11 protein-coding genes are annotated in these 13052 nt (G+C 72.2%); 1 reads left to right on the top strand and 10 read right to left on the bottom strand.

Going from position 1 to position 13052, the window contains the following annotated elements:
• Positions 1-29: 29 nt before the first annotated feature.
• The 7 genes from JYK02_RS22915 to JYK02_RS22885 form a co-directional block, all read right to left on the bottom strand.
• Positions 30-827, bottom strand: coding sequence for an ABC transporter ATP-binding protein (locus tag JYK02_RS22915; RefSeq protein WP_207054017.1), 798 nt, complete (start codon positions 825-827; stop codon positions 30-32).
• A gap of 57 nt (positions 828-884) precedes the next feature.
• Complete coding sequence (locus tag JYK02_RS22910; protein ID WP_347402554.1) at positions 885-3770, bottom strand: CHAT domain-containing protein; 2886 nt, start codon at positions 3768-3770, stop codon at positions 885-887.
• Between the two features lie 25 nt (positions 3771-3795).
• On the bottom strand, positions 3796-4314 hold the full coding sequence (locus JYK02_RS22905; protein ID WP_207054015.1) for a hypothetical protein: 519 nt from the start codon (positions 4312-4314) through the stop codon (positions 3796-3798).
• A 110-nt stretch (positions 4315-4424) separates the two neighbouring features.
• Positions 4425-5153 (bottom strand): hypothetical protein, encoded by a 729-nt coding sequence (locus tag JYK02_RS22900; protein ID WP_207054013.1) that lies wholly within the window; start codon positions 5151-5153, stop codon positions 4425-4427.
• Complete coding sequence (locus JYK02_RS22895; protein WP_207054011.1) at positions 5150-5695, bottom strand: RNA polymerase sigma factor; 546 nt, start codon at positions 5693-5695, stop codon at positions 5150-5152. Before JYK02_RS22895 ends, JYK02_RS22900 begins: the two co-directional genes overlap by 4 nt.
• Before the next feature lie 246 nt (positions 5696-5941).
• Positions 5942-7183 carry an ATP-binding protein gene (locus tag JYK02_RS22890; RefSeq protein WP_207054010.1) on the bottom strand — a complete coding sequence of 414 codons (1242 nt, stop codon included), beginning with the start codon at positions 7181-7183 and terminating at the stop codon, positions 5942-5944.
• 105 nt (positions 7184-7288) lie between these two features.
• Positions 7289-8044: an SDR family oxidoreductase gene (locus JYK02_RS22885; RefSeq protein ID WP_207054009.1), complete on the bottom strand. Its 756-nt coding sequence runs from the start codon at positions 8042-8044 to the stop codon at positions 7289-7291.
• A gap of 122 nt (positions 8045-8166) precedes the next feature.
• Here JYK02_RS22885 and JYK02_RS22880 point away from each other — a divergent pair, with 122 nt between their 5' ends.
• The gene (locus JYK02_RS22880) at positions 8167-9057 is read left to right on the top strand and encodes a LysR family transcriptional regulator (RefSeq protein ID WP_207054008.1); all 891 of its coding nucleotides are present in this window, start codon (positions 8167-8169) and stop codon (positions 9055-9057) included.
• A 12-nt stretch (positions 9058-9069) separates the two neighbouring features.
• Here the strand turns inward: JYK02_RS22880 and JYK02_RS22875 are convergent, their stop codons facing one another.
• The 3 genes from JYK02_RS22875 to JYK02_RS22865 are packed head-to-tail and all read right to left on the bottom strand — an operon-like array spanning position 9070 to position 13046.
• Positions 9070-9642, bottom strand: a complete 573-nt coding sequence (locus tag JYK02_RS22875) for a glutathione S-transferase family protein (RefSeq protein ID WP_207054007.1) — start codon at positions 9640-9642, stop codon at positions 9070-9072.
• Between the two features lie 4 nt (positions 9643-9646).
• The gene (locus JYK02_RS22870; RefSeq protein ID WP_207054006.1) at positions 9647-11140 is read right to left on the bottom strand and encodes a serine hydrolase; all 1494 of its coding nucleotides are present in this window, start codon (positions 11138-11140) and stop codon (positions 9647-9649) included.
• A gap of 22 nt (positions 11141-11162) precedes the next feature.
• Complete coding sequence (locus tag JYK02_RS22865; protein WP_347402553.1) at positions 11163-13046, bottom strand: penicillin-binding transpeptidase domain-containing protein; 1884 nt, start codon at positions 13044-13046, stop codon at positions 11163-11165.
• Positions 13047-13052: the final 6 nt, after the last annotated feature.

Raw genomic sequence — 13052 nt, 5'->3', positions numbered from 1 at the left:
CGGGCCCCCGCAGCCTACATGAACCGGCGTCAGGCCTGGGAGGCCGGCGCCTGCGCGGAACGCCGCCGCAGCCAGTTGCGCAGGAAGGCCTTCACCTCCGGGTGCTGCGACTGGCGGAAATGGTCCGGCGGGCCGTACTCCACCACGCGCCCCTCGTGCATCAGCGCCAGGTTGTCCGCCATGCCGAAGGCCGATGCCACGTCCGGCGTAATCACCAGCGACGTGGCCCCCAACTGCTGCTTGCCCGTGGTGATGATTTCATTCACCGCCGCCGTGGTCAGCGGATCCAGACCGGCGGTGGGGTCGTCGTAGAGGAGGATCTTCGGCTGGAGGATGGTCGCTCGCGCGAAGCCCACGCGCTTCTGCATGCCGCCGGACAGCTCTCCCGGGAAGCGCGTGGCCGCGTGCGACAGGCCCACCTTGCCCAGCGTCTCGTTCACCGTCTTCGTGATGTCCGGCTCGGACATCTTCGTGCGCTCGCGCAGCGGGAACGCCACGTTGTCGAAGACGTTGAGCGAGTCGAACAGCGCGTTCGCCTGGAAGAGGATGCCCAGCTTGCGGCGCATCTGGTTGAGCGAGGGCTCGTCCAGCTTCGCCACCTCCTCGCCCTCCACGCGCACGAAGCCCTTGTCCGGGCGCATCAGGCCCATGATGTGCTTCATCAGCACCGTCTTGCCTGAACCGGACACGCCCATCAGCACGCAGGTCGTGCCCTCCGGCACCACCAGGTCCACGCCCCGGAGCGCGGGCTGCCCGCCAAACGACTTGTGCAGGTCCCGCACCTCGAGGGTCAGCTTCGGCGCCGGCTCACGGCTCGCGTCACTCATCGCTCCGGAACCCTACCGCGCGGGCCCCGCCGCCGCGCTCCTGATTCACGCCGCGCTTCACTGCCTGCCCGCTGGCCTCCGCGTGTGAGGCCTCCAGAGGCCGAACAGGGTCAACGCCAGGAGCCCGGCCCCCACGGCCAGCCCCGGGAGGAGGCCGCGTCCCAGGCCGTGCGAGGCCGTGTCCGTGGCGGGCCGCACCGGCACCAGCGCCGCGTCCCCCATCACGCCCAGCCCCGCCCACACGGCCGTGGGCTCGCCGTCCTCCCAGGACTCGCGCTGGGCGTCGCGCAGCGCGGACGCCGCGCCCTGCCCCGCCGCCAGGTGCCGGTAGTAGCGCTCCAGCAGCTTCGCGGCCTCGGCGTCGCGCATGGGCCACAGGCTGGCCACCACGGCGCGGGCTCCGGACTCGAAGAAGGCTCGCGCGAGGCTCAGCACGCCCTCGCCCGCGAGGAGTGCTCCGGAGGCGCCCCGGCAACTGGAGAGCACCACGAGCGCGTCCCGCAGGCGCAGTCCGGTGATTTCGCGGGGCTGGAGCAGGCCGTCCTCTCCCGCCGAGCCTGGAGCCAGCACGAGGGCGGAGCGCTCGGGGGACTCCACGTCCACGACGGCGTGCGCGGCCACGTGGAGGATGCGCACCGCGTCCCAACGCGAGTCCTTGAGGGCCTGCTCGGAGGCCTCCGCGCCCACGAGGAGCCGGGGCTTCACGGAGGTGTCCTCCAGGGTCTTGCTCACGGTGCGGCCCTCGCGCCGGGCCTCCGGGAGCGCGCCCAGGCTCGCCGTCTCCAGGAACACGCCGCCCCTCGAGGTGGCCACGGCCGTCGCGGCGCTGGCTCCCCGGTCGGGATCCGCCAGGACGAGGGCTTCGCCTCCGGGGGGTTGTTCGGGCTGTTCGCGCCAGTGATGGAGCAGGCTCGCGGAGGGCACTCGCGCCAGTTCATACCGGGCCACCAGTGGCGGGCCGTCCGCGTGCTCCCTCAGCGCGGCGAAGGGCAGGTCATGCAGCGGACCATCCGGCACGAGGAGCAGGCGCGAGACTTTCGGAGGCAAGCCGCGCAAGGCGGGGGCGAGCAGTTGCGCGTACAGCGCCGATGCGGCGGCGGCTTCTGAGCCATCGCGGCGTTCGATGAGGCCCGACAGGAGCGCCACCGCGGGGCGCAGCCGCGCACGTTCGGGGATGCGGTAGGCGCGCGTGCCCTCGCGAGTCACCGCCAGTACCCACGCACCACCCGCGCGCTCGCCTTGAAGGTCATGGTCCGCACCCGCGAGGAAGACCAGCAGGGCCTCCTCCTCGCCCAGGCGCTGCTCGGTCGCGGCGAGCGATGCGAACGGGAGCTCCGCGCTCCGGGCTTCAGGACGCGGATCGCGCTGCCCGGTCGCGGGTCGCAGCTCTCTCTCGCGGCGCTCCAGCTCTTGCAGCTCTCCCAACAGCCTTGCCCTCTCGGGCGCGGACAGCGATGGGTCCAGCAGCTTCCTCTGGGTGACGGACAGGCTCCGCAGCACGCCGTCCCGCGCCTTGCGGTGCTCCGGTGTTTCCTCCGCCATCGGGAGCGCTCGGGCAGCCACCAGGGCTTCGAACAATGTCCTGGCCCTCAGGCGCTCACTCACCGCGAAGGCTCGCTCCAGGGCCTCCCGGGGTGGCACCTCGGCGGCCTCTCCCGCTTCCAGCGTCCGGCCCGCGAGCCGGTGGTAGTCACTGGCCCAGTTGGAGAACAGCTCCGCCTGGCTCGTCGCGTCCCGCTGCCACTGGCGCAACACCTCCACCGCGTCGAGCGCCCGCTCCGCGTGGCCCAGTGCCTCCGGCAACGGCTTCGTGCGGAAGGCCACCGTCGCCCGCGTGCGCCACGCGGACGCGAGGTAGAGCGGGTTGTCGTGCTCGGCGGCCAGCGCCAGCGCTTCGTCCGCGTCGCGCCACGCGGCGTCCGCGTCCACCGATGCTCGGCGCTCGGCTCGCGTCCACAGGCAGGCGATGCGCCGCTCGGGCAGGCCCGTCTCCCTCGCGATGTCGATGCAGCGGCCGAGGGCGTCCTCCGCTTCGCTCCGCTCCCCGGGCCCGTCCCCCAGCAGCTCCGCCACGAGGCGCAGCGACATCGCCTCGGAGAGCTTGCTGCCCGCGCGCCCGGACGCCGCGAGCGCCTCGCGCCCGAGCCTCAGCAGCGCCGCCCGGGCCGCCGGACCGGGCCGCTCGTCCTGCCGCCGCCAGGCGACGTTCGCCAGCGCGAAGCGGACTCGCGCCTCCGTGCCCGCGTCCTTCGTGCGCTCCGCCAGCTCCGCGAGCCGCGTGTACACATCCTGCGCTTCATCGAAGCGGCCCAGGTTCGCGCTCACCGTGGCCAGCGTCCCGAGCACCTGCTTCTTCAGGCCGTCGGTGCCTCCCGGGAAGGCGAGGGCCTCCGCGCGCTTCAGCAGCCGGTACGCGCGCCCCAGGTCCTGGCCCAGGTCGGAGAGCTCGGCCGCCTCCAGGATGAGCGCTCGCACCTCCAGCTTCGGATCCCCGGAGGCCCGCGCCACCTCACCCACCCGCAGGACCCACTGGTGCGCCTCCTCCGTCTGGCCGCGGATCCCCAGCGCGTTGCGGAGGTTGATGCCGGCGAGCACCTCGCCCTCCGCGTCCCCCTGGCTCCGGAAGGCGAGCGCCGCGCGGCGGTAGGACGCCTCCGCCAGCGCGGGGTCGGAGGGCAGCTCCATGTGACCGAGCACCAACGTGAGCCAGGGACGTCCCGGGTGCCTCGCGATGAGCCCCTGGAGCCTGCGCCGGGCCTCGTCGCGCGCCTCCTTCCCCTGGGCGTTCCGGAAGAAGCACATCGCCGCGTCGGAGCCCTCCGGGTGGGCGTCGAAAGACTCCTCGCACCGGGCGAGCGCGGAGGGCTCCAGCGGCGCGGCGGCCCGCGCGGAGACGCACAGGGCCAGCCCCACCGAAAGGGTGAGGCCGCTCAGACGTCCCACGCGCTGTCGCCGCCGTCCCATCACGTCAGCGCAGGACCTCCACCTTGCATGCCCAGACGGTGACAGGATCTCCCGTGCCCGTGCCGGGATCCCTGCTGACCTGCTGGGGAATCTCACAGACGGTCCGCGTGGGGGGCGGAGGCGGTTCACCCGTCCCCTCCCGCTCGATGACCAGCACGCCGGCGGACAACGTCCCGGCACCCGGCGGCAGGACGAGCTGCGCGCGCACCCCGCCGGCCGAGGGAGCCGTCACGCTCACCCGCAGCGGCACCGTCGCGCTCACGGTGCCCGTGACGCTGGCGAGCACGCCCCCCGCGTCGTCCACGATGCGCAGGGTCATGGGCACCGTGGACACCGTCGTCAGGACGCCCGCGTCCACCACGGAGGCCACCACCGTGTCCAGCGCGGCTCCCGTCAGCGCCTTCGTGGTCAGGACCACCGTGGGCTGCGTGGGCGCGGGCTGCGCCGCGGCCGAGACGCCCCACAGCAGCGCCATCACCGCCAGCGCGCGAACGCAGTGCCTGCCCATCTGGATTGTCTTCATGGCATCCCCCTCTGCTTGTCTTGTCATTGCGTGGACCCACATCGACGCGTGCGGCTTCGCACGCGGTTCACCGCCAAGGAATGGAGGACCTGACGCGGACGGCGCCGCGCCTACCGCAGCCGGTTCACGAAGGTGCTGCCGCGCTGGACGCTTCCATCCGGAAGCCGCGCCTCCACCTGCCACAGGACGCGCGCTCCGGAGGGCAGCTCCGCGAGCACGTCCGCTGGCACCGTGTACTCGCGCGACGCCAGCCGCTCCGCGCGATGGAACACCTTCAGGTCCTCCGACGACACCTGCACGCTCCAGGACACCGCCTGGGGCACTCCGCTCCAGCGGAGCACGAACTGTTCACGCGGAAGCGCGGTGGCTTCCGGCACCCGCGACGTGATGGCCTCCGCCGTGCCGCCGCGGATCCGGTCCGGGTCCTCCCCCGCCTGCTGCTGCCGCAGCACCACCACCGTGCCCACCAGGACCACCAGCATCGCCGCCATCGCGGCCCAGGCGGGCCGTCCCTGCCGGACGCGCCGGGACTGCTCGCGCCGCTCGGCCAGGGGCACCACCTTCGCCGGGGCCTCCGCGCCCGCTGGAGCCCGCTCCGCCTCCGCCGCCGCCTGGGACATCGCCTTCGCCAACCGCCACGCCTGCGCCCACGCGGGATCCGCCGCGACCTTCTCCACCACCGCCCGGCGCTCCTCGGCCGGCAGCGCGTTCGTCACCGCGAGCCAGACGCGGTCCGCGTCCACCGGCTCGCCTGGCGCTTCATCTTCACGCAGCGCCGTGCGCAGCCGCTCCACGCTCGCGGCGTCCAGGGTGTCATCCTCGGGGCGGCGTTCGCTCACGGCTCGATTCCCTTCAAGGAGAGACAGGCACGCAGCGCGCTCAGCCCCCGGTAGACGAGGTTCTCCGTGCGCTTGGCATCCCAGCCCAGCAGCTCCGCGGCCTCCGGGACGGTGTGCCCTTGCAGGTGCAGCGTCACGGCGAGGCGGCGGTCCTGCACCAGCCCCTGAAGACAGTCCCGCACGGCCCGGGCAATCTGCGACGCCCCCGCCGCTCGCTCCGGATCCCCCGGCGCCACCGGCTGCTGGGGCCCCTCCTCCACCTCCTCCAGCGCCACCTCCTTGCGCGCCCCCAGCCGGCGAAGCTCGTCAATCAGCGTCGTGTACGCCACCCGGTACAGGTACGCGGGGGTCAGCTCCGCGCGGCCCGGGTCGCGCCCGCGCAGTTCCACCACCCGCATCATCGCGACCTGCAGCAGGTCATCCCGCCGGTCCGCGAGCGACGCGGGACAGACGCTCGCGAGCGCCCGCGCCAGGTCACGCCGCAGCGTCTCCAGCCCGGCGTCCGGGGATGCACCCGCCGATGGGCCGTGTCGCAGCTCCAAGATGCCTCCCCTGACGAAAAGGGCGCCGAGCGTCGTTCGAACGCATCATCGACGGCAAGGAGAAGCCGGGCAATCCGTGAAAATTTCCAGGGGCTTGAGGGCACGGCGACATGGGAGCGGCTCCTCGAAAAAGGGGGGCGCCCGGCGGCCGTGAGGGCCGTCCGGTTTCGCGCCTGCATCCCCTCAACGGAAATGGCCCTTTTTTCCCCTCACCCCCGCCATGCTTTTTCAGTGCGGCGAGGGGCCCTACCCGGCCGCCACCGGCAGCGACAGCTCGAAGCGCGTGCCGGATGACGACGTCTGGGCCACCTCCAGCGTGCCGCCATGCGCCTCGGCGATGCGCCGCGCGAGGTGCAGGCCGATGCCCAGCCCCGTGGAGCCCGGGCCCCGGATGAAGCGCTCGAAGAGCGTGGTCACCAGCTCCGCGGGAATGCCCGGCCCCTGGTCGCTCACCGACACGCGCACCCACGGCCCCTCCGGCCGCGCCAGCGCCTCCAGCTTCACGTCCACGGGCCGTCCCGGCGGCGAGTGCTTGAGCGCGTTCGCCACCAGGTTCTCCAGCACCTGCCGCACGCGGTCCGGGTCGGCGACGGTCACCAGCTCCTCGGGGCCCTCGAAGTGCACCGGGTGCTCGGACGTGCTCGCGGTGGTGGCCAGCTCCCGCACCAGCCCCGCCAGGTCCACCGGCTGGACACGCAGGCTGAAGAGGCCCTGGTCCAGACGTCCCACGTCCAGCAGGTCGTTGATGAGCCGGGTGAGCGAGCGCAGCGACGCGGCCGCGCCCGCCGCGTCGCGCAGGTCCTCCGGCTCCTGCTTGCGCGCGGCCCGCCGGTGGATGAGCTGGATGCGGGCCTGGAGCGGCAAGAGGTAGTTGGCCATGTCGTGCGCGAGCACGGTGATGAGCTCCTCCGCTGCCTTGCGGCGGGCCTGCTTCACGGCCAGCTTCGTCAGCTCCTGCACCAGCTCCGCGCGGTGGGCCACCATGCCCACCCAGCGCGCCGCGGCCTGGAGGAAGCGCAGGTCGTTGTCCGTGAAGAAGTCGTTGCGCGCGGACGACACGCCCAGCACCCCGCGCATCTCCATGCCGATGGGCAGGGGCGCCATCAGCGTGGAGCGCACCCCCAGCCGCTGCTTGATGCCGGGGAGCTCGAGCGGGTCGTCCTCCACACGGCCGGAGATGAAGGGCGTCTCCGTCTCATACACCTGGACCGCGCGCCCGCCGTTGGCCAGGGGCTGCCGGTCCAGCCCCAGGGACTTCTGCAGGCGGGCCATGGGCGTCTGGCTCGTGCCCACCGCGACAAGGCACTGCGTGCCGTGCTCGATGAGGAAGACGTCCACCTTTTCGGCGTTCAGCACTTCCGAGATGAGCTGCCCGGCCTGGTCCAGCGTGGGCCGCAGCTCGGCGGCGGGGAGGGCCAGCAGCTGCTCGAGCGCCCGCAGCCGGGGGTCCTCCCATGCGTTGTTCGTCCCTGAGGTCGCGTCGCTCACGGCACAAGGGTGGGGACGCCCTCTGTCTGGAGCCACCCAGGGTGAGGGCTTTCACCGCGACACACGCCCCGTGGGACGCCCGCTCCCCTGCCCCCGCGCCGGGCTTCAGACCATGCCGCCATTGGCGCGCAGCACCTGTCCGTTGATCCACCCACCCTCCGGCCCCGCGAGGAACGCGACGGACGCGGCGATGTCCTCCGGCGTGCCCAGCCGCTCCAGCGGGTTGAGCTTCGCCATGCGCTCCACCAGCTCCTCGGACTTGCCGTGGAAGAAGAGCTCCGTGGCGGTGGGGCCGGGCGCCACGCAGTTGACCGTGATGCTCCGGCCGCGCAGCTCCTTGGACAGCACGGCGGTCATCGTCTCCACGGCGGCCTTGGTGGCCGAGTAGACGCCGTAGTTCTCCATGCGCAGGCCGATGACGCTGGTGGAGAAGTTGATGACGCGGCCCCCGTCCCGCAGGCGGCGCGCGGCTTCGCGCAGGCCGTTGAAGGTGCCCTTGATGTTGACGGCCACGTGCTGATCAAACAGCGCGTCGTCGAAGTCCGCGAAGCGGATGAACTTCCCGATGCCGGCGTTGTTCACCAGCACGTCCACCCCGCCGCCGAACGTGGCTTCCGCCGCGTCGAACATCCGGGGGAACGCGGTGACGTCCGCGACATCCGCCTGGAAGCCCAGGGCCCGGCCTCCGGCCGCTTCAATCCGGCGCACCACGGCTTGCGCCGCGTCGTGGTTGCCCGCGTAGTTGACGAGGACGTTGAAGCCGTCGCGAGCCAGCCGCTCCGCCACCGCGGCGCCGATGCCGCGCGAGGCGCCCGTCACGAGGGCCGTCTTCTGCTGCTGCTGGGAGTTGGGGGTCGTCATGGGGTCTCTCCTCTGGAGGTCCGCCGCCGCCGTCATCGGCGCGCCGGGTGAGGACAAGATGGACCTTTCCGCCCTTCGGATAATCGGCTTTGTTCCGGCATCACTGTTCGACAGGGCGGACAATGGACCGGTTCGACGCCATGAAGGCCTTCACGCGCATCGTGGAGTGCCGGAGCTTCACGCAGGCCGCGAAGGACCTGGGGCTGCCGCGCTCGTCGGTGACGGACGCGGTGAAGCAGTTGGAGGGACGGCTGGGGGTGCGGCTGCTCCAGCGCACCACGCGCCACGTGAGCCCGACGCTGGACGGTGAGGCGTACTACCAGCGCTGCGTGGCGCTGCTCGCGGACCTGGAGGAGGCGGACGCGGCGTTCGCGGGAGGCCAGCCCAAGGGACTGGTGCGCGTGGAGGTGCAGGGGACGCTGGCGCGCCGGGTGGTGCTGCCCCGGCTGCCGGAGTTCCTGGAGCGCTACCCGGGCATCGAGCTGTACATGAGCGAGGGCGACCGGTTCGTGGACCTGGTGCGCGAGGGCGTGGACTGCGTGCTGCGCGCGGGCGAGCTGAAGGACAGCGACATGGTGGCCCGCAGGGTGGCGCTGCTGGAGGAGGTGACGTGCGCATCGCCGGCCTACCTGGCGCGGCACGGCGTGCCGGACAGCATCGAGGCGCTCCAGCGCGGGCACCGCATGGTGGGCTTCCGCTCGTCCGCGACGGGGAGCCTGATTCCGCTGGAGTTCACGGTGGGCGGCGAGGTCCGCCTCGTCGTGCTGCCCACGACCATGAGCGTGAACGGCGCGGAGACCTTCGTCGCGGCGGCGCGGCTGGGGCTGGGCCTCATCCAGGCGCCGCGCTACCGCCTGGAGGAGGACTTCGGGCGGGGCACGCTGGTGCCCGTGCTGCCCCAGTACCCGCCGACGCCCACGCCCGTGTCCCTGATGTACCCGCGCAACCGGCAGCTGTCCCCGCGCGTGCGCGTCTTCATCGACTGGCTCACGCAGGGCTTCGCTGCGCCCTGAGGCTTGGGAAGTTCAGCGCAGCTTCATGCCCTTGGGGCGGGCCTGGAGCCGGTCCACGTAGGCCTCCAGCTTCGGCCGTCCCGTCGAACCGCCGAGCATGCGCTGGTAGATGAACATGGAGCCGATCATCACGTCCGCGGCGGTGAACCAGTCCCCGAAGAGGTAGGGGCCATCCCCCAGCTCGCGCTCCACGGCATCCAGGGCTTGCGAGTACTCCGTCCACCCGCGCGACGGATGCGTGGGGAGCTTCGCCATGTGGTCCGCCATGGACGGCTCCAACTGCGACGTCGAGTACACCACCAGCGACAGGTACCGGCCGCGCTCCGGCGCATCCAGCTTCGGCGCCAGCCGGGCCTGCGGGTACTTGTCCGCGATGTAGAGACAGAGGGCCGCGTTCTCGAACACGCGCGTCTCTCCGTCCACCAGCGCGGGCAGCTTCCCGGCGGGGTTCACCTGGAGGTACTCGGGCGACTTCTGCTCCCGCTTGTCCAGGTCGATGGGGACGATTTCGTACTCGACCCCGGCCTCGTCGAGCATCCACTTGCCAATCACCGCGCGGCTGCGCGGGTTGAAATAGAGCTTCATGCCTTCACCCCTGGTGCACGGCCTTGGACGCGGGCGCGCCCGCCGGTGCCTCCAGCTTTTGTAGCGCGGACGCGGCGTTCTTGTTGGCGGGATCCAGCTCCACGGCCTTGCGATAGTTCACCCGCGCCTGCGCCTTGTCGCCCTGCGCGAGGTACGCCTCCGCCAGGCTGTCGTAGACGTTGCCCACCTTCGGGAACATCTCCACGTTGAGCTTGAAGATTTCCAGGGCGTCCGCGGTGCGGCCGTTGCGCAGCAGCCGGTAGCCCAGGCTGTTGAGCTGGTCGGCGGAGAAGTCATACGCGTCCGCCTTCGTGGCCTTCAGCTCGCGGTAGCGCGCGATGGTGTCCGCGATGGGCCCCTTGTCGAGCGCAGAGACCAGCACCTCGCGGACGCCCAGCCGGGGCGCCTTGGGCGGGATGCCGTGGAGCACGCTGAAGAGGCCGGCGGCCAGCGGCTTGAGCGCGTCGCCGCGCGACGTGTTGTCCAGGAGGATGACCACCTCCCTGGTGGCCGGCGCGCGGTAGATGCGCGTGCTGAACCCGTTGATGCCGCCGCTGTGGTGGATGGTGGCCAGCTCCGTCTTGCCGTCATCCAGCTTCAGCGGCTCGATGAAGACCCCGAAACCGTAGTTCTCCAGGCCGGGCGTGAACATCTTCTGCTTGAGGGCCTCCGGCAGCAGCGTGTTCTCGTAGAGCGCGCGGTCCCAGCGGTACAGGTCCTCCACCGTCGAGTACAGCGCCCCGGCGGCGTACGGCAGGGACATGTCCAGGTAGGGCGCGTTGACGTAGCCCTTCGGCTCCAGCTCGTAGCCGCTGGCGCGCTTGGGCAGCACGGTGGCGTACACGTCGTAGCCGGAGTCCTTCATGCCCAGCGGCGTGAAGATGCGCTCCTGCACCGCCTGCGCGTACGTCTTGCCGGTGGCGCGCTCGATGATGGCGCCGAGCAGGAAGTAGCCGGAGTTGTTGTAGGCGAACTTCGAGCCGGGCTCGAACTCCAGGTCACCGCTGGCGAACTGCTTCACGAAGTCCGCGACGGAGTAGGGGTTGCGCGACACCTTGGCGAAGAAGTCCGGATGGCCCGTGTAGCTGGGGATGCCGGAGGTGTGGTTGAGCAGTTGGGCGAGGGTGACGCGCGAGCCCGTGTCCTTGCGGTAATCCGGCAGCGCCGACACCAGCGTGTCGTCCAGCTTCAGCTTCCCCTCCGCGACCAGTTGGAGGATGACCATGGCCGTGAACTGCTTCGTCACGGACGCGATGCGGAACTTCGTGTCCGGCGTGTTGGGCACGTTCCATTCGAAGTTGGCGGAGCCGTAGGCCTTCTTGAGGATGACGCCCTTCTCGTTGGCCACGAGCGCCGCGCCGTTGAACATGCGCAACTGGTGGTACTGCGTCAGCAGCCGGTCCAGCTCCTGCGGCTTCGTCGCGGCGCTCGCGGCGACGGGGACGAACAGCAGGGCGACAGCGAGCACACCCAAGAGGCGCAGCGGGTTCCAGGTCATCCAGTCTCTCCCAACCATGAGCCTACAGACGCCCCGGCGGCAGGGCGATTGCATCCGGCGCGTCCAGCGCCTGGAGGAAGCGGGCCGCGAGCGGGACGGCGACGCGGCCTCCCACACCGCCGCCCTCCACGAACACCGCGAAGCCGATGCCGCCGCGCACCCCGACGAACCACGCGTGGGTCTGGGGCGGCACGGCCGTGCCGAACTCCGCCGTGCCCGTCTTGCCCATGAGCCCGGAGAGGCTGGCGGCGGACTTCGCCGTGCCCTCCGTCACCACCGCGCGCATGAGCTCGCGGAGGGCCTTCGGGGTCCCCGGGCTCAGCCGGGCCTCCGGACCTGGGGGCGCGTCCGCCAGCAGGCGCGGCGCGTGCCAGACGCCGGAGTCCGCCGCCGCGGCGACGGTGGCCATGTGCAGCGGCGTGGCCAGCACGCGGCCCTGTCCCATGGCCGCCGCCGCGTGCTCGGCGTCGTCGCGGGGTTCGGGGAAGGTGGCGCCCGGCGAGGGCAGGCCCACGTCGTAGCCCACGCCGAAGCCGAAGCGCCGGGCCGCGTCCTCCAGCGCGCGCCGGTCCAGCTTCGCCTCCAGTTGGATGAACGCGGTGTTGCACGACAGCGCGAACACGCGCCGCAGCGTGGTGGTGCCCAGCACCTCGGACTCGAAGTTGCGGAAGCGCTTGCGGCCCGCGGTCACCTCCACGGGACAGTCCGCGCGGGAGTCCGGCTTCAGGCCGCTCGCGAGCAGCGCCTCCGCCGTGACGATCTTGAACGTGGAGCCCGGCGGATAGCGTCCCGTCAGCGCGCGGTGCAGCGCCTCCCCGAGCGGCCGGCTGGCCACCGCGAGCACCTCGCCCGTCGACGTGTCCACCGCGACCAGTGCCGCGGGCCAGGTGACGTCCATGAGCGCGGCCTCGGCCGCGGCCTGCACGTCCATCCGCAGCGTGGTGCGCACGTCGCGGCCCGGCTCGCCGTCGAAGCGGTGCAGCACCTCGCTGTCACCCGAGCGGTGTGAGAGCCGCACCTCGCCGGACGGACGTCCCGCCAGCGCCCGCTCCTGCGCGCGCTCCAGGCCGGACAGCCCCACCACGTCCCCCGCCTGATAGAGCGGGCCCAGGAGCTGGAGCGCCTCCGCCGTCGCGTCGCCCACGCGTCCCAGGGTGTGCGCGGCGAAGCCCTCCGCGGGGCTGAGGCGCGCGGCCTTTTTGCGGAAGAAGATGCCGGGCACCGGCGCGAGCACGGCGCGCACCTGCTGGTAGCGCTCCGGGCGCACGTCGATGAACGCGACGAACTGCTCCGGCTGCGCGCTCGCGGCGTTGAGCGCGGAGAGCACCCTCGATGGATCCACCCCGAGCTGCGCCTGGAGCACGCTGGCCACGGCCGCGCGGTCCTTCACCCGGCCCGGCATCACGCCGATGCGGATGACCTCGCCGGGCACGGTGAGCGGGTCCCCGTCCGCGTCGAGCAGCGCGCCGCGAGGGCCCCAGCTCCGGGTGCGGCCGAAGCGATCTCCGGGCCGCGCGGCGGGATGGAGCACCTCCGGCGTCCAGCGCAGGCCCCAGCGCGAGTTCCTGCGCTCGAAGCGCAGCCGGGACTCCACCTCCCAGTCCCCCAGCCCCCGCAGCGTGTGCACGCCCCGGAACCGCACGACGGCCGTGACGCCGTCATCGGACTCGAGCGAGGGCTGCTCGAAGCGGGAGGCCACGACGCCCAGGTCCTGCCGCCACCGCGCATGCTGCGCGTCGAAGTCCGGGGGCGCGTCCAGGAGCCCCTTGCGCTGGGCCGCCACGTCGTTGCGAGCCCACGCGTCCAGGAACTGAGAGGCCAGGTCCTCCGGCCCTCCGGGCGCGACGACGGGCCTCGCGGCTCGCGGCGTACACGCGGGAAGCAGCAACAGGAGGCAGAGCCCCACCCAGGA

Source organism: Corallococcus macrosporus, from assembly GCF_017302985.1.
GTDB classification, from domain to species: Bacteria; Myxococcota; Myxococcia; order Myxococcales; family Myxococcaceae; genus Corallococcus; species Corallococcus macrosporus_A.
This window is presented reverse-complemented; position numbering and strand designations above follow the sequence as displayed.

What these genes read in the sequence shown, in the direction of transcription:
- JYK02_RS22915 (WP_207054017.1), bottom strand. Translation starts at nt 827, where the DNA reads ATGAGTGACGCGAGCCGTGAGCCGGCGCCGAAGCTGACCCTCGAGGTG.
- JYK02_RS22905 (WP_207054015.1), bottom strand. Translation starts at nt 4,314, where the DNA reads ATGAAGACAATCCAGATGGGCAGGCACTGCGTTCGCGCGCTGGCGGTG.
- JYK02_RS22885 (WP_207054009.1), bottom strand. Translation starts at nt 8,044, where the DNA reads ATGACGACCCCCAACTCCCAGCAGCAGCAGAAGACGGCCCTCGTGACG.
- JYK02_RS22880 (WP_207054008.1), top strand. Translation starts at nt 8,167, where the DNA reads ATGGACCGGTTCGACGCCATGAAGGCCTTCACGCGCATCGTGGAGTGC.
- JYK02_RS22875 (WP_207054007.1), bottom strand. Translation starts at nt 9,642, where the DNA reads ATGAAGCTCTATTTCAACCCGCGCAGCCGCGCGGTGATTGGCAAGTGG.
- JYK02_RS22870 (WP_207054006.1), bottom strand. Translation starts at nt 11,140, where the DNA reads ATGACCTGGAACCCGCTGCGCCTCTTGGGTGTGCTCGCTGTCGCCCTG.